Genomic DNA, 23,476 nt, shown 5'->3' with positions numbered 1-23,476 from the left:
GCCATGAAAAATCAGCATATGATGCCTATGTCATTGGAATGAAGCGACAAGTCAAAAAGAATTGAGGAGAATCCAGATGAAAAGTTCCTTACATGAAATTTGGCCAAAAGAATTAAGTGACCCGTGCGGAGGTCGTAAGCCATCTGTACTTGATAGTACGAACGAAACAAACCATGTCACTAGTCGAGGACATACGATGGTTATCGATAAGGGTCTTGGCAGAAACTCATTTATGGATCTGATGGAGACAGGTTCAAACTATATCGATTGTGTAAAATTTGGATTTGGAACGGCCCCGCTCTATAATACTGAACTGCTGCTCTATAAGATCAACTTGGCTAAACTGCATAGGGTCACGGTTATGCCGGGCGGCACGTTATTGGAGACGGCCGTACAGCAGGACGTAGTTCCGGATTTCTTCAACACGATATGCAATCTCGGTTTTAATGGTGTTGAAGTATCGGATGGTACGATTGAACTCTCCCGCAATAAACGTACGGAATTGATCCAAGAAGGCAAAAGGCATGGCTTGAAGGTCTTTACGGAATATGGGAAAAAAATGTCGGGATCGCTTATAGATGCAGCCGTGCTGGCCGATACGCTTGAGGAAGATCTGAAGGCAGGAGCAGAGCTGTTAACGATTGAAGCTCGTGAATCAGGCATGGGGGTCGGCGTTTTCGATGAACATGGTGATTGCCGGTTAAATCTTCTGGATGATGTGCTGAAGTTTGTAACGGATACGGATAAATTGATATGGGAAGCGCCTTTAAAGAGTCAGCAGGTGCTGTTTCTGAACAAATTCGGCCCTAACGCGAATTTAGGTAATATCTTTCCAGGCGATATTCTTTCTCTTGAAACGCTGCGGCGAGGACTCCGCCAGGATACCTTTACCTTTGGGATCAGAACGAAAAAAGAAAAGGAAAAGGAATATTTTTATGTGATTTAACCCTGGATGTTTTATAGCAACAAGAAAAGCTTATTCCATTTCAGAAACGAGAGGGAATAAGCTTTTAATTTTGGTTGAAATTTCCTTGATGATTAACTGAGATAGATAATACGGGTCAGGTCTTCCTTGTTTACTTGGAAAGTTGGGGGATCTTTACTATCATTATCCCAGGGATGATATTTTATGTTGTTGAGGTTTTAGTAACATCCTTGGGACCTCGCTCATTAGATGAACGGTTAGAGAACGGGAAAGAAAAAAGGAAAGGAGGGTATGGATATGAGACAAGGTAAACAAGATGTTGAGCTGGGTCGTTTCCTGAGCCTGATCCTGCGTCATAATCCCGGAGCGGTGGGGATCAAGCTTGATGCGAACGGCTGGGCGGATGTCAAGGAGCTGCTTGCAGGCCTCCACCGTGCAGGGCGTGTCGTTGATATGGATATCCTGGAGCGGATTGTGCGAGAGAATAACAAACAGCGTTATAGCTTTAATGAAGACCACAGCAAAATTCGCGCCAATCAAGGCCACTCCATTGCTGTAGATGTAGAGCTTAAAGTAGAGGCTCCACCAGAATATTTATATCATGGTACCGCAGCGCAATCCGTTGACAGTATTCGCATGCAGGGAATTACGAAGCAATCCCGTCAGCATGTACATCTCACCGCAGAGAGGGAGACAGCCACCCGCGTGGGCGGCCGTCATGGCAAGCCGGTTGTTCTGAAAGTTCGGGCAGGAGCTATGCATCGGGATGGATTTATTTTTTACCGGTCGGAAAATCAGGTATGGCTATGTGAACATGTACCGTGGGAATACATCGTTAAGTAATATCTGTCAATTCAACATGGAAGGGAATCAGTTCGCTTGAAATTGTTATATAAGACCTTCAGCCAAGGTCATGAGGTTGCCGTATATGAAGCTGTGGAACTGGATGGGGAAAAGGGGTCTTTTCGCGTGCTGCAGTTTTCAGATGAGGCGGTACAAGGGGCCATGGATATGGCTAATCCGGAGCGTGTTGTGCTGGAATACCCCCGGGCAATCTGTCATCTGATGGAATATAACCAACCCTCATTTGAACGCGTATTTCTGATTGGACATGGGATTGGCACACTCTCTAGACACTTTGCGGACAAAACGTTTGATGTAGCCGAGTTAGATCAAGCGGTCGTAGATATTAGCCGGGAGTGGTTTGGGTATTCCAAAGATGATGTGAGGGTAGGCGATGGTCGAGAACTGTTGGAGAACGAACCACCACATGTCTATGATTATGTAATCCTGGATGCATTTTCACCTAAGGGAACGCCTGGCCATCTTCTATCCAGCGAGTTCTTTCACATGGCAGCTAGCAAGCTGGAGCACCACGGTTCGCTAATCATGAACCTCATGGGCAGGGGCGAGCAGGATCAATGGATGAATGCGATACATAGCACGCTTAGCGAAGTGTTTCCTTATACGAAGTGTTTTGCCTTGCCCGTTGAAGGGGACAGGGATCTCCGCAATATGATTATGATGGGCAGCAAACGAAACATCCAGTATCAGACCCGGCATATGGCGGGATTTAGCGAGTTCGAGGCAGAGCAGGGTTATATTATTTATGACCGTAATTAGTGTCGATTATGTTGGGTGTAATGAAGTATCAACTGTAGATGATGCAACAAAATATTATTAACTTTAGAGCCTTGAAAGATGATTAAATCCTAGGCTCTTTTTTTGCGTTGAATTAACATTAATTGATTGTATGTCCGAAATATAAGGAGGGGAATCTGTTTATGAAATCGAACGCTCATAAAGCCTGAAAAGCGTAAAGCAAATATAAAGCTGCTAGGAAAGTTTTTACGACAACACATAATTATTAATAAAGGATGGCCGAGAGAAGTAATGACATATTGGACTGTACTAGGGATTGACCCTACGACGGACGAGTCCGTTATTAAGAAAGCTTACGCAAGTCAATTGCAGGTTCATCATCCGGAGGAGGATCCCGAGGGCTACCAGCGCCTGAGGGAAGCGTATGAATGGGCTAAAAAACAAGCCAATGCGCTGCAAGTTGAAGAAGACTATTGCGATTTAGACGACCCATATGATGAAATTGCTGTGACGCAGCATTCAACATGGCAAGCCGACGATCCCGGATCGTCCCAGTTGAAACTTCATCCGGCTCAGGTGTTTTTTGAACAAATGGAGGAACTGTATGACGATTTCCTGCGCCGGGTTGATCCCGAGCAATGGAAATGGTTGATGACGAATGATTATATGTGGGATATGGAGTACCAGGGGGAACGATTATATAGACTTCTGGAATTTCTAGAGGATCACCGGCATTTACCGTGGGCGGTATGGGAGGTCTTGAACCAATCCTTTCAATTGTTGGAGCAGAAGGAAGATTTATTTGACCTCTATGATGAGGACGAAATAGCTTTTATCATAGGGCAAATTCAAGGGACATCGGAATTAGGTTACGAATGTTTTGAAGGTAAGCAGCTTGATTTCGATATTGAGCACTATCTCACGCTCAGGCAGGATGCTCAAACCCTGCTTATGGAGGGGAACCCGGTGGCAGCCAGGGATGATTTGGCAGAGGCTCATGCTATGTTCCAGGATGATCCGGATTTGCAGCTCATGCGTGCTAAATGTTACATAACGATCGGACAAAAGCCGGAGGCCTTGTCATGTTTGCAGCGAGTTCTTGACCTCAAGCCGGATGAGCATGAGGCTCGTCTGCTAATGGCGCAAATCTTGTATGAGCAGCAGCAGTTTGACGAGGCGATACGGGAATGTGAGTTTTTACGGGAGCAAGGGAGATTGGATCAGGATGTATTAAGCGTACATGGAAACTCCGCAATTGAGTTGGGAGGTATTGAGCAAGTTTGGGAACAGACCAAACAAAATGAGCCGATCTGGCAAGAATTTTACCACTTTCGATATAACCTGTTATTGAGGCGCATGTGGAATAAGCATCTTTTTTCCCAGGAACATAATCCCTACTACGATGATTATAGAAGGCAAAGAAAAAAAGACATATTCTTTGTTTCCTGTATTCTCTTTCTTAGATTAAGTTGGCTTTATCTTTTTTTATTTGGACTTGTTTATTTTATCTTTCACCTGCCCCCGGTATTTCTGGGATTATTGCTTATCGTTTTGTGCGGAAGTGCTTGGAAGACCATAAGAACAATAAGGATGATTTTGTCATGACTAGGGAGGCGAACATTTATAATGGAAAATCGATATACATATAAGCAACGGAAAAGGTTAGAGTTGTATTTTCGCTGTCTTTCGGGTAGTTGTATTTTTGGCACGCTACAAAATTATTATGTGACCTATGAATTCGGACTTGTGGAAAGACTTGTTCGAAAAAGTGTACTCCGTGGTAGCCTTAAGCATTGTGATATCACGAATGCAGAAGATTTAAAACGAAAAATCAGTTGGCTGATGGCGGATGGAAGCTATTCGGAATACAAAAGCAAGCATATGCGCTTGCAAGCACTCAGCAAAACAGCCCGCCAACGTTATCTCGAAGTCTTAAAGGAGGAGAATAACGAGGAAAACTACGCCCAGTGGGATGTTGTGGCCAAATGTTTATATCAAATCCCATCTGGAGATGTGAGGGCATACGGTTTGGCTTGGGCAATCATGTTGACCCGCATTGGACTGGTGAAGCGCTATTTGTCGAAGGAAGAGGCTTGGAGCATCAAGTTGGAGACGGCAGCCATACTGCAGAAGACCTACAAGAGCTGGGAGGATTTCTATCTGGCGTATTTGTGCGGATATTATTTTTATGCGAATAAGCCGGGGATCAAACAGTATGTGGATGTTTCAGGGCTGTATACTCTATGGGCTAACGGTACCTTACTACATCGTAAAATCCATTGGAATCAGCCTCTGCAGCCGTAATTAGAAAACCCGCCGCTAATGCGGCGGGTTTTCTCTTAGTAAATCAACGTTATCGGTTGAATCAACCCGCCTTCACTGATTTATCAAAGTACCCAACGAGAAAATCACGGAACTTGCGCGCAGCGAGGGACAGATACCGTTTCTCGTGCCATGCAACTTGGAAATTGCGCTGGCAAACGGGGAACTCAATTTGCAGCAAGTTCAGCGGGGAGCCTGCTCCGCCGCAATTTCCTACAAGTGCAACGCCGAGCCCGGCGCGAACAAGACTTGCAATACCGGCAGGTTCATCTACTCGGCAGACGAAGTTAGGAGTGATCCCCGCTTCTTGAAACAATAGATCGTTCATTTTCTGAACAGGAAACCCTTCCTTGTACCCGATAAACGGGTCGTCCGCCAGCTCACTCAAGCGGATGCTCTTTCTCCCGGCAAAGCGGTGTCCTTGGGGGACAGCCAAATAAACATCTTCCTTCAAAACAGATGCCGTGCTAATGTCAGGACGATCGATTGGCAGCGGCGTAAAGCACATGTCAACCACGCCTGTCTCCACCAAATGCGCCATTTCCTCCATTGAAGCCTGTGTAATCCGAAAGTTGACTTCCGGATGAAGCGCTAGAAATTCGCCTAGCGCATCTGATAACCGGTCCAGCGTTGTTGTCGCGAGGTGAATGCTCCCTTGTTCAAGTCCAGCCAGTTCGGACACTTCTTTCTTTCCTTCTTCCAATAGGGCGAGGGCCTTCTCGACTTTGTCCAGAAAAGCTTTACCGAACGCATTCAGGCGAATCCGCCCTCCGTGCCGGTCGAACAGTGGAACCCCAACGTTCTCCTCCAGTCTTGAAATCGTCTTGCTCAGCGCAGGCTGCGCGATGCACAGCTCCTCCGCTGCCTTCGTCATGTGCTCCATTCGGGCCACCGTTCGAAAATACCTCAACTGCAGCAGCTCCATATGCATCTCCCTCCCATATACCCGAGTATATAACTTATATGTGTAAAGATATATTTTTGTTTATTTCTAAGTAATTGTAAAATAAAGCATGTAAGGCAAGCAATACGCTTTGCGTAAAAAAATACCGCAAAAGGCAGAGAGGAGGCTCACCGCTCAATATTTGGTTCTTGCGGTTTTGCATGCGGGTATTTTGTTGTTCTATTATATGCAGTTCGGAGAGCCAAGCCTGCCGTTCAGAGAGAAGATGCTTTGAAACGAGCAACCAGGGAGGAATTCATATGAAACCGCTAAACATCGGTATTATTCTGGGAAGCACACGCCAAGGACGCGTAAGTCCACAAGTAGGAAACTGGGTTAAAGAAATCGCTGACAGGCATGGAGATGCGAATTATGAAATCGTGGATATTGCGGACTTTCGATTGCCCTTTTTTGGAGAAGGGGCTGCTGAAGAACCTGGATTAATCGCATGGTCTGAAAAGCTATCCAGCTTGGACGGTTTCGTGTTCATTGTCCAGGAATACAATCACAGCATTACCGGAGTGTTAAAAAATGCACTGGATTCAGCACGAAGCGAATGGAACAATAAGGCGGCCGGCATCGTTAGCTATGGTTCAACGGGCGGAGCCCGCGCAGCGGAACATTTACGCGGAATTTTAGGAGAATTACTCGTAGCGGACGTTCGCACACATCCAACATTTTCGCTGTTTACGGATTTTGAGAGCTTCAAAACATTTAAACCTGCCGAACTGCACGTAGGTAAAATAAACGAAATGTTAGATCAGCTTATCGCATGGAGCCGCGCTTTAAAAACATTACGGTAATTGATGGCGCTCTAAAATATGGATAAGTAAGGGAGGGTTACACTATGAAAGCAGCAGCATTTCGTTCGGTCGGCGGACCCGAGGTGATGGAGGTTATGTCGTTTCCCGACCCGCAGGCCGGTCCAGGCCAAGTCAGGATCCGGGTAAAAACGGCCGGGGTACAGCATTATGATTGCGGCCTGCGGAGCGGCTGGGCACCGAAGGGCGTCGTCATTCAACTTCCGCAAATTCCGGGCAATGAGTTCGCGGGCATCATCGATCAAGTGGGTGAAGGTGTTACGGGCTTTCAAATAGGCAGCGAGGTGCTCGGCTTCGCACTAATGAATTGTTACGCGGAATACGTGGTTGTGGGCATAAATCAAATCGTAAGCAAGCCCCGGAGTATGACCTGGGAAGAGGCAGGGGGGCTGACCGGCAATGGCCAAGGGGCGTATATTGCCTTGAAAGCCATCGGTGTTGGGCCAGGCGATACTGTATTGATCAATGGCGCGGCTGGATCGCTGGGTGCTTTTGCTGTACAGCTGGCGAAGGAGTGGGGGGCCCAGACCGTCATTGGTACTGCCAGCGAGAGGAATCACGACTACCTTCGTTCGTTGGGCGCTGTCCCGCTGACATATGAGGAAGGACTGGCCGAGCGAGTACGCGCGATTGCGCCGGATGGCATCGACGCCGCATTCGATACTGCTGGAGGCGAGGGGCTTCGGGCTGCGGTGGACTTAGTGCGGGACAAGGAACGGATATGCACGTTTTACGCCTATGACCTGATCAAGGAGCTGGGCCTCCGCGTTGTCCGCGGCGAACGCTCCGCAGCCCGCCTTGCAGAACTGGTCGAATTACATTCAAAAGGCAAGCTGCACATCCATATCAGAGAGACCTTCCCGCTGGATCGGGTCGGCGATGCCCACCGGGCTATCGAAACAAGACGCGGCCGCGGGAAGATCGTCCTCACCCTCGACTAAAGTTTGAGGCATTATTAGTTTAGGAGCCTAACCAGATGATTAAATCGGAGGCTCTTTTTTTCGCTTACAAATTTAAGATATAGGTGAAATAAATGGTGTTGTATTTCGTTATAGAAATGTCAGCCTCATACCAAGTCCTAAAAAGGAGGGTTTATTCATGGATTTACAAGGAATCATTGACAGACTGTTGCCGATTCTGCCGACGGCGCTGATCATAGCTTTGGTATTCATCGGGGTATCGTATTTATCCTATGCCTTCTATCGAAAGAGGGGCGGGAGAAGAACGGTAACCGCCAGGCAGGTTATCACGGTCTTCCTGATTCTGGCGTGGTTTGTTGTGGTTATGGTATTAACGACATTCAGCAGAGGCGCTAATTATGAGGGATGGTTTAATTTCCAGCTTTTCAGCGGTTATGTGAACGCATGGAATCAATGGTCGTTACAGGAATGGCAGTTGATTATTTTTAACATGCTGATGTTCGCTCCGCTCGGTTTCCTGCTGCCGCTTCTAAGCAAAACAACGCGCCGCTTTGTTCCCGTTCTGCTTCTGTCGCTTCTTATCACGCTGGGCATTGAGTGTATTCAGATGTTGAGCCGCAGGGGGATTTTTGAACTGGACGATATTTTACACAATACACTTGGAAGTATGGCGGGATATTTCGTGATGAGCGCAATCCTAGACATCGCTGAACGACGAAAGATCGCGGTCAAATCTGTATGGAGGGCGCTCAGTATACCGCTATTATTCGTACTTCTTTTTTCCGGAGCTCTGCTTGTCTACCATATGAAAGAGCTTGGCAACCTGTCCATTCGTCCGGCGATTGCGCAAGACATGAGTCATGTTAAAGTAACGCTTAACGCCGATTTACCAACCGGGGCCGAACCGGTATCTCTGTATTCCAACAGCCGCATTCATCATCTTAAATATGGGGAAGAGATGGCAGCGTTGATGAAGCGTACTTTTGACCTGCAGCAGGTCGGCGGCGTTCGCATGGATGGATTTAACCGCATATGGATGCTTCTTGCCGATGACGGAAAGGAATATACGTTTAATTACGCTGTCAACGATGGCGGATGGTGGCTATCAACCGAAGGTGATGGAAGCGGCCCGATGGAGCAGGAGGAATTGGCCAAGCATGGAGAGTATTATGAAAGCTGGATGCTTTCGAGCGGCATATTACCCCCAAATGCAGTATTCAGCACACAAAATGAAGATACGCTTCGTTGGGATATTGAACGATCCATCGCAGACATCGCTCGAGGAAATAGCGATTATGCAAGTGGAATGGTAATGATTGTACCTTCCGGAGAACACCAAATTCCACATAGCTTATTTTACTCCATACAAGAGAACAAGTTTGTACGCAAAATTGAAATTATTAGTCCGGCTCAAGCCTATATGGAAGTTGCCAAGGGGAACTTTTATGTTTACAATGACTTGAAAAATGGCGACCAACTGAATGTTGATGAATATGAGTTAATCTATACCTATGATTCAAAAGGATATTACCAACCCGTTTACCGGTTCACAGGAACGGTGAATGAATCGTCTTGGTCCACGTTGATTCCGGCAGTGAAATGAATTATCAGTCACTCGATCTGATTTCTAATTAGTTCCCTTAATTTGAGGAAGGAAAAGAGGGTAATTTCGATGGCAAAATGGGATAACATGCTGTCCATGCTCTGGATGCTGCGCTCCGGTAGAAAGCTCACCGCTGCGCAGATCGCGGACAGTTTGGAGATTAGCGTACGGACCGTGTATCGATATATCGATGCATTATGTGCCAGCGGTGTACCGGTAATCGCAGAATCAGGCCATGATGGCGGGATTCGCATTCTGGACAGCTTTAAGGAGACGCCACTGTTCTTCAATTCCTTAGAGCTGAAGGCGCTTGTAGACGCATTTAAATTTGCGCAAGGCGCAGGCTATCCATATACGGAGGAGTTACAGAGCGCATTAAAGAAGGTGGAGAGCGGGCTGCATGAGGAGCAGCGCCATGATTTGTCCCGTCAGACAAGCGGCTTGGATGTGATTGCTCCAGCGCGTCCGCCTTCCGTCATTCGGTTGCTCAGGGATCTAGAGCAGGCGGCGAAGGAGGGAAGAACGGTCCGCATCGCCTATCGTAAAGCAAATGCTGAGCAGACATACGAACGTAAGGTTGATCCGTATGGGTTGGCTTACGATCGGAATGAATGGTACGCTGTCGCCTTCTGCCATCGTTCTCAGGGGGTTCGGACGTTCCGTGTAGATCGAATCGAGGGGCTGGAGGAGACCGAATTGCGATTTGATCAGCCTCTGCATTTCTCCGCGTCGACTTACCTCCGCGACCAGTCCGAGCGAAGTCGGGAGGCGGACGGACCGTTGACGGTCATTTGCATTGAGGGAGAGTCCGACGCATTGAATGCGGTTTGCGCCCACTGGCATTTGCGCCACTATTTGACCGAACGGAGCGATCGAGAGGCCCGGTTTCTGCTCGATGTCCCGACAATGAACAAGTACCTTCCGATGTATCTGATCACGTTTGGCACGGCCATTCGGATTCGGGAACCGCTTGAACTGAAGTGCATGATCCGGGAAATGGCGTATGGAATCGCCAAACATTACGATAACAATACCGATTGAGCCTGAACTTCACTGACACCGGTTGTCAGCAAACCCGGTATACGATAGAGATACGGCTGCGGCAGTGACAGTCTTATGATGACGAATCAAGGAGGGGTGAATGTATCTATGCGAACAGTTCCGCGATTTGCTCCGGCGTACGCCGAATCCGGACAAGGCGATGACGATTGAGCATCCAAAGTATGGCCGGCTCGATACGCATTTCTCCGATATTCTGCATCATGTGGTCAATCACGGGACGTATCACCGTGGCAATGTGATCGCGATGTTGAAGCAGCAAGGGTATGCTGGAGTTCCAACGGATTATTTATTTTATTTGATGGAGTGCCAGGAAAGTCGGCAGTAATCCTGGCAGGCGAGTGACTTCGCAACTAGCCGGATGTGGCCATCTCAAACGGCTTAGCCATAGTCAGATGGGCGGGGCAGTTTCATATTTTAGGCCATCAAAATGGTGGCCGATTTATGAAAACCTGCCGTTACAGACGGCCGGAGAACCCCGCCAATATAATATGGCCTTAACTCAAATTAACAATCTGATTCATATCCGTCCCCTCGGTATTCTTGCCTAACATTCTGCGGAACAAGAATTTGACCATTTTAAATTTATTGCCCGAATCCCAGTACTCCGCAGTTTCCGCATTTACCTTGATGAGAACCAGATTAGGATCATCAGAAGTGGCTTCAAGCAGTTCCTCGTACATCGGATTCCAGAGTTGTTGCAATTTCTCCTGATCATCCACTAATTCAGCTTTACCGCGGATAGAGACATAGGATTTTCCTACATAGGCTACGTTTACGTGTTGATTATGAAGCAGCTCGTGGAATTTGCCGCTATCCTTTTTTGTCAGGAACCAAAGAGTCCCGTCAAACTCGACATCCTGGGTTTTCATGGGCCGAGATACAAGTCCCTCTTCTGAGACTGTCGTTAGCATCGCGGTTTCGATCCCTTTGATTAATTCATGGACGGTTTTGATCGCTTCCTGATTGTCGGTAACAGAATTCGTCATGTTTTCACCCTTTCAAAAATCTATATTTTATGATCTGTTCTGTTACCTTTCCCTAATCCGAAAAAAAGTAGTACACGCTGGCTTACAAAGGGAATGACATAATGCAATTTATTGTCTCAGTACATTAACGTAACCGTCGAATACTCGGCATTTGCGCTTAAAGGATTGTTCGTAATGGCAATGGCCAGTGAACGTGTATTCCGGGGGAGCTCGAAATGAATTTGTCCGTGCGGATCCGGGGATAGCGGCGGGTTCAAGATTTGGCTTTTAGACAGATCAGGATAATAGCGGGTGCCTTCGGCATCCACTAAAGTGAAATACTCGGTCCGGAGTTCGATATTGTTGTCATGTGCTATTTTCGCACTAACGTTTACGGTTACAATTCGGTTCCTATTCCCTTTCCTGTGATCTACAAACGATTCGACAGTAATATCCATATCCCCTACGGTTACCGTTTCTTCAATGGGGATAGGCGCGTCAGCTCCCTCTGATGATGAAGAGTCGGTACTGCAACCGGCGACGACCATAATAAATAGTAAACATAGAATACTGAGTTTCTTCATGATTTCCTCCGACAATAGTACTAGGTCATACCTTACCATATATGGACGGGGAGGGAAATATATGAAATTATAATAAGAATGCAGTCGCCGAGATAGGAAAGGGTGGATGGAGCAATGAATTATTGGGCTATATTAGGGATCCGTCCAACAAAGGACGAGTCCGTCATTAAGAAGGCGTACGCTAAACAATTGCGGATTCATCATCCTGAAGAGGATCCCGAGGGTTACCAGTTTCTTCGCGAAGCCTATGAATGGGCCAAGAAACAGGTCAGAGTACTTCAATACGAGGAATCCTATTGCGAATACGAGGAATCCTATTGCGACATAGAAGAGAGTGGATGGAACGATACATATGGTACAAATGACACGGATGGAGAAGCTGTAGTAATACAGCATACATGGGAATCAGATTATTCTGCTCAGATGTTTTTTGAGCAGATGGAGGCGTTGTACGACGATTTTTCCCGCCGGATGAACCCTGAGCATTGGAATGCGTTGATGACGAATGATTATATGTGGAACATGGAATACCAGGGAGAACGGCTATGCAAACTTCTGAAGTTTTTGGAAGATCGCCGACATTTACCGCGAGCGGTGTGGGAGATCTTGAACCAATCCTTCCAACTGCTGGAGCGGAAGGAGTATTTATTTGAAATTTATGATCAGGACGAAATAGCCTTTATCCTCAGGCAAATTCAGGGAACTAAGGAGTTAGGGTATGCATGCTTTGAAGGCAGACAGCTTGATTTCGATATCGAACACTATCTCACGCTTAGGCAGGATGCTCAAACCCTGCTTATGGAAGAGAACCCGGTCGCAGCCAGGGATGATCTGGAGGAGGCCCATGCAATGTTCCGGGATGACCCGGATTTACAGCTTCTGCGGGCGAAATGTTACATCATGCTCGGCCAAAGGCCAGAGGCCATGTCATGTTTGCAGCAGGTTCTTGAGCTGAAACCAGAGGAGTACGAAGCTCGCTTGCTGATAGCGCAAATCTTGTATGAGGAGCAGCGGTTTCACGAGGCGGAAAAAGAGTGTAGGTATCTGCAGCAACACGGTTTTTTGAGTCAGGATGTGTCAAATATCTATGGAAGCTCCGTAAGCGATAAATTTATTGAAGTTGATAAAGGAGTTGCAGGAGGAATTTTATTTGTGCTCTTCACGCTTTTTCAAGCTTTCGTATTCTGGGATTTGAACTTCTGGTATGGATGGCATAATTATTTGAATATCATTGTTCCATTGATTTTAACGTGCGGTGTATATAAAAAAAGCAGAACTTGCGCGGTATTGATGTTGGTATACTTTGTATTATCCAATTTATATCTATTTTTATTTATCGAACTAGAAGATGGGCCTCTTTTTTTAATACTACTATCTTTAGTGCTTATTATATTGTTTATTGATGGCGTAAAAGGGACGTTTGCTTATCATAGGCATATGAATAGAAAAAAACTTAGTTCGCTCATTTATGGAAACTAAATAAGCGGACTAAGTTTGATCATCGCCGTTTCCCTTGAATCGTTTTTCGATAAAATGGGAATCTCCTACCGGACTTGCCTCTTTAAGTAAACGTATATTGTCAGCGGAACGAAGACCATGATCAGCAGCAGGCCGACGCCGATGCCCGCCGCGAGGTCGGCTGCGTCTGCAGTTCCGTGAAACAGTCCGCGCGTCAGAGCAACGGCTGCGCTGATCGGGTTCATATCGACCGCTACCTGCAGCCATCGGGGCATTGTCGATGTGTCGACGAGCACGTTGCTGGCGAATAGAAGGGGGTAAACAAGCATCATGCTTGTGCCCGATACTGTCTCGGGTTGCTTGGCTACATTACCTATGAGCGAAAACACCCAACTTACACTATAGGCAAAAAATAAAACATATATCCCCGCCAGCACAGCGCCACCGATACCCCCGCCCGGCCGGAAGCCAAGCGCAAATCCCATGGTCAGAACAGTGAGCACTGCTGCCAAGTAGCGCAAGCCATCGGCGATAACCGAACCGAAGAGGGCGGCGGGCTGCCAAAACGGCATTGTGCGGAACCGATGATAGACGCCTCTGGCGATATCCGTGCATAACGTCGTACCGCTATACACCGTCATCGGCACAACGGTCAGCACGAGGATGCCCGGCAGCAGATACTGAATATACCCGCTGACAGAGCCGGCAATCGCCCCGCTGAACAAGAAGGTGAAGATGAGCAGCATGACAATCGGCGACAAGACAGCCTCAACGGCCAGACCGAAGCCGTTGTTTCTCATATGATGCAGCGTTCTTCGTATAAATAGCGCAGTTGCGGCCAGGCCGCTCGGACTTCGCCGCGGCTTTCGCCCTTCATACGTCTGCGGAATACTCATGTTGCCACCTCATTTCCATTTCCGCGATTTGGGGTCAGCGCGAAGTACACATCGTCAAGGTTCGGCTCGCTCAAGGCGAAGTCGTCAATCATTATCCCTTGACTGATAAGGTTGCCGATGACCGCATGCGCCAGCGCGGCTTCCGGCACCGCTGCTTTCACAGTCAGTCCGTCTTCTTCCGAATGGGCTGTTAGCCCATGTTCGTTTGCGAGCAGATGACAAATGTCAGCTGAATCGGTCCCCTCCGCCAGTCGGATCGTCAGCGTCTTGCCGCCGATCGACGCTTTTAACTGCTCTGGCGTGCCGACGGCGATGACCTTGCCTTGAGCGATGAAACCGATGCGATCGGCCAATTGGTCGGCTTCTTCCAGGTACTGAGTCGTCAATAGCACAGTTGTCCCGTTCTTCACCAAATGGCGAACCGCTGCCCACAGCTCACGCCGGCTCTGGGATCAAGCCCGGTCGTTGGCTCATCGAGGAACATCACCTGGGGCGCCGAGAGAATGGCGGCTGCAAGGTCCAGCCGTCGGCGCATGCCCCCGGAATATGTTCCAACCGTTCGGCTGCCCGCATCCTCCAGATTGAACGATTTGAGCAATTTTTCTGTAAGCGCATAGGCATTCTTGCGAGAATAGCCCTGAAGCCCTGCGAACAGGGTCAGGTTTTGCCAGCCGGTAAGCAACTCGTCCAGCGCCGCATACTGACCCGTGACACTGATATGTCTGCGCACGACAGCGGCATCCTTCACCACGTCGTATCCACAGATGCTTGCCGTTCCCTCGTCCGGGCGCAGCAGTGTGGTCAGCATATGAATCGTCGTTGTCTTGCCGGCGCCGTTCGGACCGAGGAGCGCGAACAGCTCCCCTTGCCGAATCGCCAGGTCCACTCCACGTACTGCCTCATGCGTCTGGAACGATTTGCGCAAGCCATGCGCTTCTATGGCGTAGGCCATCTTTCACCCCTCCTCTGATCCCCCTTAGGATAGAAACATCCGCTTATGCTCGTCTGCCCACTCGGCAAACGTCCGGGCTGGCCGCCCAAGTACTTGCTCGACCGTCGGCAGCACGGTATAGCCAGCCTCTGGCGGACTTTTGGCGATCTGGACAAAAAAATCGACGTTCTCCTCGTCGTAGCCCTGATCCCGCCATTGCTGGCGTGCTTCATCCTCGGTCAGTTCGATGAAGGGGATGTCCTTGCCGGCCGCCGCAGCGATCGCGCGAACCGCTTCCCGGCGTGTCAGCGCTTCGGGTCCGGTCAGCGGATAGCTTTGGCCGTGATGCCCCCCGCCTAATAGTGCCTCGACAGCAACGGCGGCAATATCGCCCTCGTGTACCCGCGCGCTCAGCGCGTCCCCGTAGAACTCCCGCACGACGCCTTCCGTTCGGATGGTCTCCCCCCAATCCGCCAGCACGTTGGCCATAAATTCCGCCGGCTTAATCAGCGTCCATTGCATGCCGCTGGCTCGCAGCGTTTCCTCTACGATGCCTTCCTCATAGCCGACCAGTACGACAACCCGCTTCACGCCGGCAGCTTCCGCCAGCGCTATAACTTGCGGGTCCGTGTAGAGATGAGCATGGGGTTCGTCGCTGGAGATAATCAAGAACATGGCCTCGATCCCTTGCAGCGCTTCCTTCAGTGTCTCCGGCTTCATCAGATCTCCCGCCGCGATTTCTACGCCTTCCGGCAGCTTGGCTTTTGCCCGTTCGGGATGACGCGTTAGCGCTCTTACGGAACTTCCCCGCTGCACTAGCAGCTCCGTTACATGTTGTCCAACCGTTCCTGTTGCTCCTGTCACCAAAATCGTCATGTTCCATGTCCTCCTCGTTTTCTCGCATAATGCTGGCAGATGGCATCAATATGGGCGATGACGTCGTCCTGCAGTTCAGCCGGCGATACAATTTCGACGTTCGTTCCGTAGCTGGCAATGACCGATAACGCATACTCTTTCTTGTAAAAGGTCGTGTGCACATCGATCCAATCCCCCTGATACGTGCATTCACCCGGGAATTGCTCGAATACGCGGGTGCGAACCGCCAGGCCGAAGCGAAGATGGGCGCAAATCCCTTGAATTACGCTCTCTTCCGACTCGTCTGGAATTTGCCGTAGGACGAATATTTCCCCGCACACGCCCAGCGAGGCGATTCGCGACACACGAAAATACCGTTTCGACTGCCGCGATCGACAGTACCCTTCCAAGTACCAGACGCCTTTTTCCCATAAGAGATTCAGAGGCTCCACGCTGCGCTCGGTTGCCTTGCCGGATGTGCTTGTGTATGCCAGCCTGACGACGCGGGATTGCCGGACAGCTCGGTAAAGCTCCTGAACAATATCCCTCTCATAGTCCGACGTGCTGATGCTTAGGATGACGGCTTCGTGGCTTCCTTCGTTCGCCAGATTCGGATTCAGGCTGGCCAGCTTCCGCATTGCGGGTGCTACGGCACCTCCCATTGCTCTTTCCATCGCCTTCAAAAGCGTATAGATCACCGACAAATCATCGACCGAGAAGTGCTGCCTCGTCAGGAAAAATCCGTTCATCAACTCGAACCCGCCGTCCGCACCGGTAAACGAAGCGACCGGGATGCCAGCCTGATTGATCAGTTCGATATCACGGTAGATGGTCCGAATCGAAACCTCGAACTTGGCGGCGAGTTCCGCAGCGGTTATTCTTTTTTTGGCCATCAGTTCCAGCGCGATTCCCAGCAAACGATCCAGTCTCATGCGTATCCTCCCCCTCGGTCAGTAAAGTGTGGGTGATCTGTCTCTTATCCTAAACTAACAATCCTGACAACATAGTTGTCAGGATTAAAAACGAGGTTTTTATTTTCCAGCCCCGCTCAACACCTGGTTCACCAGCATCGGCGGCAGCCCCCTGAACGAGAATAGCCCCGGGATATATGGGAATTGCACGTGGTCTTCCACGACGACGGACTCTGCAACTTTCAAGGAATCCGCCTCCCAAATCACTACGGCAGCGATTAGCTTGTCGCTATGCTTGCTATAGGCCACATCAACTCCGGCGACATATTGGACGTCAGCCAGATGATCCTCAGCTATCACTTGCCTTGCCAGCTCCTGCTGCAATTGGACGGCTTCCTCTTCCGTCAGCTTCCACGAATGCTTTACTTTGGGTTCCATACCGGCCCTCCATCTACTCATCTATACACTGATTATAACCGAATCACGTACACCTGCCATTTCCTTACACTCACACAATTCATCTAGACACCTATCCCCAAAGTGATACAATAAAATCACTCAAGGAGGGGATGCCTTGCTATATCGTTGGTTCATTCTTCCATTCCGGCGGAGCATCCGGAACAAGCTGATCCTGATCATGATTCTGATATCCGTTGTTCCGCTCATCGTCGTGACGGTTCTGTCTACCGAGAATACGAGAAAATCGATGGAAAGCGAAGTGATCCAGTCCAACATCACGCGAATTACCTGGACAGGCGGATATTTGGAAGAGAAATTCATTCAGCTCAATAATCTCATTTATACGATTCTGATCAGCAATACGCTGGATGAATATATTAATAAAATGGACGGCTCGACCTTGTCCAATCAGTTCAACGCCCAGCGCAGCATCATTGATACAATGACCTCAGTCTATTATTCGGGAAATAATCATCTGCTGGGAATCCAGCTGTACTTGAAGGAGAAGAACAAGCTGTTCACGATCAACAGCATGCAGAAGCAGATTAGCACGCCCCCAGAGGTGCCGGCCATGTGGAGCGAAGTGACGTCCAGCGGCATGAACTTCATGATCACGAGCAATGAGAGCGATCCGTCGAAATTCAATCTCATCCGCAGCGTGAACCGGTTCGAGAACAAGGAACTGCTGGGCAGCATCCTGCTGGAGGTTAAATGGCAGATGATGGACAGCGCTCTGGAGCTGCTGCGGTCGGAGCCGAATTATTCCGTATTTATCGCCGACCGGGACGGCCAAATCATGTATATGCCAGACCCGGCGAATCAGAACGAAACCCCGGAACGTATAGCGAATGTGCTGAAGAAGCTGGGGAATACGGACAGCGGCCCGGGGTATATCCAGACAAAGGACAGCTATATTTTCTACAATACAGTGGAGCCCTGGAACCTGAAGCTGGTCAAGATTATCCCTGCCGAATATATTAATCAGAGCGCAAGGACGAATCTCAATTACGGGTTGATTGTGGGCATTATTTCAGCGGGAGTGTCGCTGCTGATCGCAGTCATCTTAGCCTGGAGCACCTCCAAGCCGATCGTCAGTCTGGCCAAGTCGATGCGCGGCATCAGCATCATTCAAGACCGGGAGCCGCCGGTCAGCAAGCGGATCGATGAGCTGGGATTCCTGGAATTTAAGCTATATAATATGTCCCACCGGCTTCGAGAGTACATCAAGACTGAATACAGCATGAATCTGGAAAAAAAGACCGCTCAATTGAAAGCGCTTCAATCACAAATCAACCCGCACTTCCTGCAAAATACACTGCAGCTGATCGGCGGACTCGCCTTCTCCAGCAAGCCTGAAGAGATCAACGAGCTGATCCGTTCGCTGAGCCATATGTTCCGGTACGTCGTCCGCGGGCCGAATGATTTGGCAACGATCCAGGCCGAGCTGGACCACCTGAATAACTATATGCATATCCAGATGCAGCGTTTCTCGCCACGGATCAGCTACGAAATAGAATGCGATCCCGAGACCCTGAACTGCCGGATTCCGAAGCTGACGCTGCAGCCCATCGTCGAGAACGCCTTCCAGCATGGACTTGACAAGAAACCGGGGGATTGGCGCCTCAAGTTGCAGGTGCAGCAAAATCAGCAGGGCGTCAACATTCTCGTTGAAGATAACGGGGTGGGGATGAACGCAGCGGCCCTAAAGGAACTGCAAACGAGCTTGCGCCGGGAGACCGATCAAATCTGGACAAGCGGAGACCGCATCGGCATGAACAACGTAGCTTCCCGCATCAAAATGCATTTCGGGCTGCAATACGGCGTATCCGTAGAGAGCGAGCCTGGGGTCGGCACAAGAGTGAGCATACAAATTCCGATGACGAAAGAGGGTGACAGCTCCTATGATCAGAACGTTAATCGTGGATGATGAGAAAATGCCGCGCGAGATGATCAAGCGGTACGGGGCATGGGATGAGTATGGCATGGAAATTGTCGGTGAGGCGGATGACGGCTTGGAGGCGCTGCGCCTGATCGAGGATCGCTCTCCGCAACTAGTAATTACGGATATGCGCATGCCGGGAGCGGACGGGATGGAGCTGCTGGGCATATTGAATGAGCGATATCCGGAGACGAAGGTGATCGTGGTGAGCGGTTATGACGACTTTACCTATTTGAAGCAGGCGATTCGCTGCAAAGCCAAGGATTACATTCTTAAGCCGATCGACCCGAAGGAGTTAAATGCCGCCCTGTTAAAATGCAAAAATGAGCTGGAATCCTCCCGCGTTATATACCGCGAGCAATTTACGCTGCAGATCGACTTTCTGCAGATTGCCAAAGGATATAAGCCGGCGCTCACGTCTTACTACAATCGGCTGGACGTCTCTGGCATCCGGGATACGTTCCAGGACCTGCTCCAGCAGCTCGGCAATGCGGAGGCGGAGCAGGCGAGAATGCAGGACCGGATTTATCAGGAATTCATCGTCCTGCTCCGGGAGCTGATGATCGCCAACTCGCAGACCGTAGAGGGCTTCCGGTTCGAGATCGACGAAGCCGCGCTGCAATCCTATGGGCGCCTGCTAAGCGATGTGACGAAGCTGTATTTGCTGGCGATGAGCCAGCTTGAGGAGCATCGGAAATACCGGCGGAAGCTCAATCTGCCGGAAATCAAGCATTATGTCGAGGCCAATTTCTGCGAGCCGATTACGCTCGAACAGATTGCGTCCGCGTTCTTCGTCAGCAAAGAATATTTAAGCCGCGCCTTCAAGAACGAGTTCCACCAAAATCTGTCCGATTACATCCTGCAGCTGCGGATGGAGAAGTCGAAGGCGCTGCTGCTGGAAGGCAAGCTGCCGATCAAGGCCATTGCTGAAAGCTGCGGCTATGAGGAGCTCGCTTATTTCTACCGCGTGTTCAAGAAGCATTATGGCGTCGCACCGGGTGAAATGAGAAAAGAGCGTTAGTTTCATATTGAGAAGGCAAGAACGAGGTTCAAAATTGTACAAAGAAAGAGGTTAATTTCGTCGAATTAATCTCTTTCTTTGTTATTTTACAATGTAAGCGTAACCAACATCAGACTTGGGGAGGTCAAAAGCATGAAGAACAAATGGAAACTGCTGCTTAGCGCAATATTGGTTGTAGGCCTGCTGGCAGGCTGCGGATCGGGAGGCGGCTCTTCATCTGGAAGCGCGAACAGCGGTGATTCCGGCAAGACAGATACGGGGGGCAAGGCGCAGACCGTCAATCTGAAGGTGTTCATCGCCCAGCCTCGCTTCAAAGAACAGTACGATAAGTACATTGCCGACTTCATTGCCAAACAGAAAGCAGAGAAAAATATCGATGTTAAGGTTCAACTCGAAATGCCGAATGCGGATAATGCGCCGCAAATTCTAAAGACGAGACTGGCTTCGAATGATGCGCCGGACGTATTCAGCCTTCATGCTGTTAACGAGGTGCCGACGTTCTATAAAGCGGGTTACCTCGAAGATTTGTCCAGCCAGCCATTCGTTGATAAATTGCTCGACAGCGTAAAGCCTTCCGTTACGTATGACGACAAGGTCGTTGCGGTACCACTGGAGACGTTATCCTGGGGTTACCTATACAATAAACAAATTTTCTCCGATCTGGGGCTGACGCCTCCAGCGACGTTAACTGAAATGAAAGCAGTAGTAGAGAAGCTGAAGGAGAACAACATCACGCCATTTGTGCTGTCCTACCAGGAAGCGTGGATTCCCCAGCTGTTCCTGCCGCTGGCCGTAGGAGCCCTTACGGAGACCGATAATTCTGATTTCGTCGACAGAATGTACAGTGATAACGGTTCTTTCTCCGAAATGAAGTCGATGTTCGAGATCATCGATCTGGTAAATGCGAACGGAACGGACAAGGCGCTGGAAGTCAGCGGCGACGACGGCGCGGCCGCCTTCGCTGCAGGGAAAGGCGCGATGTGGATTCAAGGCCCATGGTATGCCGAGACGATTCTGAAATCCAATCCAGACCTTGATTTCGGGGTTGCTCCGCTGCCAATCAACGATAATCCTGACGCAACCCTGATTAACCTGAGTACTTCTACTTCGCTCGCCGTATCGCCGACCAGCAAGAACAAGGAAGTGGCGCTGGATCTGGTCAACTATATTCTAGACGAGAACGATTCCAATGCGTTCTTCCAGAGCCTGAAATTCAACCCGCTGGCAACGGTTCATACGTTTGACAGCTATCCATGGGTGAATGATGCTACCGAATATGTGAAGGCCGGCAAATCGTATCAGGACCCGCGGATTCCTCAGGCGGTCAAGGACGAGGTCGGTAAAGGGCTGCAAAGCTATTTCGCGAAGCAAATGTCTCAGGAGGACGTGCTGAATGCACTGGATAAGGCTTGGAAGGATTTCAATAAAGTGAACAAGTAGGTTCCGGTAAAGAAGGGCGGCGTGGGTTTGTGGCGCTGCCTTTCTACTAACCAATACTCGAACATCTGAGGTGATGTAACCATGCTCTCTAAAGGTTATCGGAAGTACCTGTCTTTCTTTGCCTTTCTAGCGCCAGCATTTATAATCTATAGCATTTTCCTGCTCATTCCGACGCTTGGCGGCATGTTCTATAGCTTGACCGACTGGAACGGGCTAAACCGTGCCTATGATTTTGTAGGGCTTGCTAACTTTGTGGAAATTTTGCGCGATGATCCGGACTTCATGCATTCCCTGTGGTTTACGCTGAAATACGTGGTAATCATGGTCGTATTGCAGAACGTCTTCGCTTTGTTCCTTGCGGTGCTGATTGAATCAAAACGAAGATCGAAGGGATTTTTTAGAACGATATTTTTTATGCCCAATATGATCAGTCTGATCATCAGCGCGTTTATGTGGTCCTTTGTATTTACGCAAGTGCTGCCGCAAATCGCCGAGAAGACGATCCTGACTTTTCTCGATCAAGGATGGATCGGAGATCCGAATGTTTCGTTCTACTCCATTATTATCGTGTCACTCTGGAACGGCGTCGGGTACATGATGATTATTTACCTGGCGGGACTGCAGGGCGTGCCCCAGCATTTGCAGGAGGCGGCCATTATTGACGGTGCGAATGTGTTCCAGCGTTTTATGCGCGTTACCTTACCTATGATCACTCACGCCTTGACCATCTGTTTGTTCCTGACGTTGAACGGTGCGTTCAAAGTATTTGATGTCGTGTACGGCTTGACCGGGGGCGGCCCGGGGCGCAGCACGCAGGTGATCACCTTGAACATATACGAGGAGGCGTTCTCCAACAACTTCAGGTACGGGTACGCCAGCGCAAAGTCGATCATCCTGTTCCTGTTCATCCTCGTCTTTACCTTTATCCAAATTAGCGTCATGAAGAGAAAAGAGGTGGAATCATGAGAAAGCGAACAGCAGCCTCTTATTTCGTTACTTTACTGCTCGCCGTGCTGGCCGCGGTTTCCTTTTTCCCCATTTATCTGGCGGTCATTAACTCGTTTAAGACCCAGGGGGAAATGTTCAGCTCTGTCATGGCGCTGCCGACGAAGCTTCACTTTGAGAACTATGTGTATGCATTTCAGCAAATCAATCTGCTCAACAGCGTGAAGAACTCGGTGATCGTATCGATTATGGGAGTTGGCGGCATTATTTTTGCGGCTGGCTTGGCCGGATATAAACTGTCGCGTACACCAGGGAAGCTGAGCAACTTCATTTTTTTCCTGTTCATCGCTTCGATGCTCGTGCCGTTTCATTCCATCATGATTTCGCTGACCAGAGTGGCTAAGAGCTTGGCCGTACAAGGAACGACCTACGGATTGGGCCTGATCTACATCGGGCTTGGCGTGAATATGGCGGTGTTCCTGTATCACGGCTTCGTCAAGACGATTCCGAAGGAGCTGGAGGAGTCGGCTAGAATCGATGGCTGCGGTGATTTTCAGACTTATTTTCGCATCATCTTTCCTTTGCTGCTGCCGATTTCAGTCACGATCGGGATTCTGAACTTCCTCTGGATTTGGAATGACTTCCTGCTGCCGCTGCTAATGCTGACTGACGTTAACCGGTACACTTTGATTCTGTCCACGAACATGCTGTTTGGCGAGTACAACAAGGAGTGGTCGCTCATTCTCGCGGCGCTCGTATTAACGGCCATTCCGGTCGTCATTATTTATTCGATCTTCCAGCGCTTCATTATGGAAGGCATTACGGAGGGTGCGGTTAAGGGGTAGGCAGGCAGCCACGTTAAGAGGCGCGTGAG

General features: G+C 49.3%; 23 protein-coding genes and 2 pseudogenes. 16 read left to right on the top strand and 9 right to left on the bottom strand.

All coding sequences use genetic code 11. The features are described from left to right. Window positions 1-76 precede the first annotated feature (76 nt). From comA to GNP95_RS04755, 5 genes are all read left to right on the top strand, one after another. Window positions 77-946 (top strand): phosphosulfolactate synthase, encoded by an 870-nt coding sequence (gene comA, locus GNP95_RS04775; protein WP_230873656.1) that lies wholly within the window; start codon window positions 77-79, stop codon window positions 944-946. Window positions 947-1,222: 276 nt separating this feature from the next. Continuing rightward, on the top strand, window positions 1,223-1,768 hold the full coding sequence (locus GNP95_RS04770; protein ID WP_155609698.1) for an RNA 2'-phosphotransferase: 546 nt from the start codon (window positions 1,223-1,225) through the stop codon (window positions 1,766-1,768). A gap of 36 nt (window positions 1,769-1,804) precedes the next feature. Next, the gene (locus GNP95_RS04765) at window positions 1,805-2,548 is read left to right on the top strand and encodes a spermidine synthase (RefSeq protein WP_155609697.1); all 744 of its coding nucleotides are present in this window, start codon (window positions 1,805-1,807) and stop codon (window positions 2,546-2,548) included. A 270-nt stretch (window positions 2,549-2,818) separates the two neighbouring features. Continuing rightward, a complete protein-coding gene (locus GNP95_RS04760; protein WP_155609696.1) occupies window positions 2,819-4,132 on the top strand; it encodes a tetratricopeptide repeat protein in 1,314 nt (437 codons plus the stop codon). Between the two features lie 21 nt (window positions 4,133-4,153). Beyond that, a complete protein-coding gene (locus tag GNP95_RS04755; RefSeq protein ID WP_155609695.1) occupies window positions 4,154-4,831 on the top strand; it encodes a DUF1266 domain-containing protein in 678 nt (225 codons plus the stop codon). A gap of 61 nt (window positions 4,832-4,892) precedes the next feature. Here GNP95_RS04755 and GNP95_RS04750 read toward each other — a convergent pair whose 3' ends face one another. Then, on the bottom strand, window positions 4,893-5,774 hold the full coding sequence (locus GNP95_RS04750; RefSeq protein WP_155609694.1) for a LysR family transcriptional regulator: 882 nt from the start codon (window positions 5,772-5,774) through the stop codon (window positions 4,893-4,895). Between the two features lie 278 nt (window positions 5,775-6,052). Here GNP95_RS04750 and GNP95_RS04745 point away from each other — a divergent pair, with 278 nt between their 5' ends. The 5 genes and pseudogenes from GNP95_RS04745 to GNP95_RS04725 form a co-directional block, all read left to right on the top strand. Beyond that, window positions 6,053-6,595 carry an NADPH-dependent FMN reductase gene (locus GNP95_RS04745; RefSeq protein WP_155609693.1) on the top strand — a complete coding sequence of 181 codons (543 nt, stop codon included), beginning with the start codon at window positions 6,053-6,055 and terminating at the stop codon, window positions 6,593-6,595. Window positions 6,596-6,639: 44 nt separating this feature from the next. Then, window positions 6,640-7,554 carry an NADP-dependent oxidoreductase gene (locus GNP95_RS04740; protein WP_155609692.1) on the top strand — a complete coding sequence of 305 codons (915 nt, stop codon included), beginning with the start codon at window positions 6,640-6,642 and terminating at the stop codon, window positions 7,552-7,554. Between the two features lie 157 nt (window positions 7,555-7,711). Beyond that, entirely contained in the window at window positions 7,712-9,136 is a 1,425-nt protein-coding gene (locus tag GNP95_RS04735) for a VanZ family protein (RefSeq protein ID WP_155609691.1), read from the top strand. A gap of 69 nt (window positions 9,137-9,205) precedes the next feature. After that, on the top strand, window positions 9,206-10,177 hold the full coding sequence (locus tag GNP95_RS04730) for a helix-turn-helix transcriptional regulator (RefSeq protein WP_155609690.1): 972 nt from the start codon (window positions 9,206-9,208) through the stop codon (window positions 10,175-10,177). Window positions 10,178-10,283: 106 nt separating this feature from the next. Beyond that, window positions 10,284-10,523: pseudogene (locus tag GNP95_RS04725) on the top strand (DinB family protein); the annotation flags it as partial. Between the two features lie 169 nt (window positions 10,524-10,692). On the opposite strand, the gene GNP95_RS04720 reads toward GNP95_RS04725, so the two are convergent. Together GNP95_RS04720 and GNP95_RS04715 are read right to left on the bottom strand one after the other, a co-directional pair. Continuing rightward, window positions 10,693-11,184 carry a pyridoxamine 5'-phosphate oxidase family protein gene (locus GNP95_RS04720; RefSeq protein WP_155609689.1) on the bottom strand — a complete coding sequence of 164 codons (492 nt, stop codon included), beginning with the start codon at window positions 11,182-11,184 and terminating at the stop codon, window positions 10,693-10,695. A 116-nt stretch (window positions 11,185-11,300) separates the two neighbouring features. Continuing rightward, window positions 11,301-11,747: a DUF4352 domain-containing protein gene (locus GNP95_RS04715; RefSeq protein ID WP_155609688.1), complete on the bottom strand. Its 447-nt coding sequence runs from the start codon at window positions 11,745-11,747 to the stop codon at window positions 11,301-11,303. 189 nt (window positions 11,748-11,936) lie between these two features. Between GNP95_RS04715 and GNP95_RS04710 the strand changes: the two genes are divergently transcribed. After that, entirely contained in the window at window positions 11,937-13,226 is a 1,290-nt protein-coding gene (locus tag GNP95_RS04710; protein ID WP_196427062.1) for a tetratricopeptide repeat protein, read from the top strand. A gap of 65 nt (window positions 13,227-13,291) precedes the next feature. Here GNP95_RS04710 and GNP95_RS04705 read toward each other — a convergent pair whose 3' ends face one another. The 6 genes and pseudogenes from GNP95_RS04705 to GNP95_RS04685 form a co-directional block, all read right to left on the bottom strand. Next, window positions 13,292-14,101 carry an ABC transporter permease gene (locus GNP95_RS04705; protein WP_155609686.1) on the bottom strand — a complete coding sequence of 270 codons (810 nt, stop codon included), beginning with the start codon at window positions 14,099-14,101 and terminating at the stop codon, window positions 13,292-13,294. Then, entirely contained in the window at window positions 14,098-14,487 is a 390-nt protein-coding gene (locus GNP95_RS26550; RefSeq protein WP_330163265.1) for an ATP-binding protein DrrA1-3 family domain-containing protein, read from the bottom strand. Before GNP95_RS26550 ends, GNP95_RS04705 begins: the two co-directional genes overlap by 4 nt. Before the next feature lie 20 nt (window positions 14,488-14,507). Beyond that, a complete protein-coding gene (locus GNP95_RS26545; RefSeq protein WP_330163264.1) occupies window positions 14,508-15,053 on the bottom strand; it encodes an ATP-binding cassette domain-containing protein in 546 nt (181 codons plus the stop codon). A gap of 24 nt (window positions 15,054-15,077) precedes the next feature. Continuing rightward, window positions 15,078-15,908: an NAD(P)H-binding protein gene (locus tag GNP95_RS04695; RefSeq protein ID WP_155609685.1), complete on the bottom strand. Its 831-nt coding sequence runs from the start codon at window positions 15,906-15,908 to the stop codon at window positions 15,078-15,080. Further along, on the bottom strand, window positions 15,905-16,819 hold the full coding sequence (locus tag GNP95_RS04690; RefSeq protein ID WP_155609684.1) for a helix-turn-helix transcriptional regulator: 915 nt from the start codon (window positions 16,817-16,819) through the stop codon (window positions 15,905-15,907). Before GNP95_RS04690 ends, GNP95_RS04695 begins: the two co-directional genes overlap by 4 nt. A 132-nt stretch (window positions 16,820-16,951) precedes the next feature. After that, window positions 16,952-17,236: pseudogene (locus tag GNP95_RS04685) on the bottom strand (endonuclease V); the annotation flags it as partial. 136 nt (window positions 17,237-17,372) lie between these two features. Here GNP95_RS04685 and GNP95_RS04680 point away from each other — a divergent pair. The 5 genes from GNP95_RS04680 (at window position 17,373) to GNP95_RS04660 (ending at window position 23,447) form a co-directional block, all read left to right on the top strand. Further along, the gene (locus tag GNP95_RS04680) at window positions 17,373-19,184 is read left to right on the top strand and encodes a sensor histidine kinase (protein ID WP_230873654.1); all 1,812 of its coding nucleotides are present in this window, start codon (window positions 17,373-17,375) and stop codon (window positions 19,182-19,184) included. Next, on the top strand, window positions 19,159-20,217 hold the full coding sequence (locus tag GNP95_RS04675) for a response regulator (RefSeq protein WP_155609683.1): 1,059 nt from the start codon (window positions 19,159-19,161) through the stop codon (window positions 20,215-20,217). The genes GNP95_RS04680 and GNP95_RS04675 overlap by 26 nt, the downstream gene beginning before the upstream one ends. A gap of 132 nt (window positions 20,218-20,349) precedes the next feature. Beyond that, window positions 20,350-21,657 (top strand): ABC transporter substrate-binding protein, encoded by a 1,308-nt coding sequence (locus GNP95_RS04670; protein ID WP_155609682.1) that lies wholly within the window; start codon window positions 20,350-20,352, stop codon window positions 21,655-21,657. A gap of 81 nt (window positions 21,658-21,738) precedes the next feature. Beyond that, the gene (locus tag GNP95_RS04665) at window positions 21,739-22,623 is read left to right on the top strand and encodes a carbohydrate ABC transporter permease (protein ID WP_155609681.1); all 885 of its coding nucleotides are present in this window, start codon (window positions 21,739-21,741) and stop codon (window positions 22,621-22,623) included. After that, a complete protein-coding gene (locus tag GNP95_RS04660; protein WP_155609680.1) occupies window positions 22,620-23,447 on the top strand; it encodes a carbohydrate ABC transporter permease in 828 nt (275 codons plus the stop codon). Before GNP95_RS04665 ends, GNP95_RS04660 begins: the two co-directional genes overlap by 4 nt. The last annotated feature ends 29 nt before the right edge of the window (window positions 23,448-23,476 follow it).

This window comes from Paenibacillus woosongensis (assembly GCF_009725165.1).
GTDB classification, from domain to species: domain Bacteria; phylum Bacillota; class Bacilli; order Paenibacillales; family Paenibacillaceae; genus Fontibacillus; species Fontibacillus woosongensis.
This window is presented reverse-complemented; position numbering and strand designations above follow the sequence as displayed.

Bases quoted from the DNA above. Each gene is read 5' to 3' on its own strand.
- comA (WP_230873656.1), top strand. From the start codon at position 77: ATGAAAAGTTCCTTACATGAAATTTGGCCAAAAGAATTAAGTGACCCG.
- GNP95_RS04770 (WP_155609698.1), top strand. From the start codon at position 1,223: ATGAGACAAGGTAAACAAGATGTTGAGCTGGGTCGTTTCCTGAGCCTG.
- GNP95_RS04760 (WP_155609696.1), top strand. From the start codon at position 2,819: ATGACATATTGGACTGTACTAGGGATTGACCCTACGACGGACGAGTCC.
- GNP95_RS04755 (WP_155609695.1), top strand. From the start codon at position 4,154: ATGGAAAATCGATATACATATAAGCAACGGAAAAGGTTAGAGTTGTAT.
- GNP95_RS04750 (WP_155609694.1), bottom strand. From the start codon at position 5,774: ATGGAGCTGCTGCAGTTGAGGTATTTTCGAACGGTGGCCCGAATGGAG.
- GNP95_RS04745 (WP_155609693.1), top strand. From the start codon at position 6,053: ATGAAACCGCTAAACATCGGTATTATTCTGGGAAGCACACGCCAAGGA.
- GNP95_RS04740 (WP_155609692.1), top strand. From the start codon at position 6,640: ATGAAAGCAGCAGCATTTCGTTCGGTCGGCGGACCCGAGGTGATGGAG.
- GNP95_RS04735 (WP_155609691.1), top strand. From the start codon at position 7,712: ATGGATTTACAAGGAATCATTGACAGACTGTTGCCGATTCTGCCGACG.
- GNP95_RS04730 (WP_155609690.1), top strand. From the start codon at position 9,206: ATGGCAAAATGGGATAACATGCTGTCCATGCTCTGGATGCTGCGCTCC.
- GNP95_RS04720 (WP_155609689.1), bottom strand. From the start codon at position 11,184: ATGACGAATTCTGTTACCGACAATCAGGAAGCGATCAAAACCGTCCAT.
- GNP95_RS04715 (WP_155609688.1), bottom strand. From the start codon at position 11,747: ATGAAGAAACTCAGTATTCTATGTTTACTATTTATTATGGTCGTCGCC.
- GNP95_RS04705 (WP_155609686.1), bottom strand. From the start codon at position 14,101: ATGAGTATTCCGCAGACGTATGAAGGGCGAAAGCCGCGGCGAAGTCCG.
- GNP95_RS26545 (WP_330163264.1), bottom strand. From the start codon at position 15,053: ATGGCCTACGCCATAGAAGCGCATGGCTTGCGCAAATCGTTCCAGACG.
- GNP95_RS04695 (WP_155609685.1), bottom strand. From the start codon at position 15,908: ATGACGATTTTGGTGACAGGAGCAACAGGAACGGTTGGACAACATGTA.
- GNP95_RS04690 (WP_155609684.1), bottom strand. From the start codon at position 16,819: ATGAGACTGGATCGTTTGCTGGGAATCGCGCTGGAACTGATGGCCAAA.
- GNP95_RS04675 (WP_155609683.1), top strand. From the start codon at position 19,159: ATGATCAGAACGTTAATCGTGGATGATGAGAAAATGCCGCGCGAGATG.
- GNP95_RS04670 (WP_155609682.1), top strand. From the start codon at position 20,350: ATGAAGAACAAATGGAAACTGCTGCTTAGCGCAATATTGGTTGTAGGC.
- GNP95_RS04665 (WP_155609681.1), top strand. From the start codon at position 21,739: ATGCTCTCTAAAGGTTATCGGAAGTACCTGTCTTTCTTTGCCTTTCTA.
- GNP95_RS04660 (WP_155609680.1), top strand. From the start codon at position 22,620: ATGAGAAAGCGAACAGCAGCCTCTTATTTCGTTACTTTACTGCTCGCC.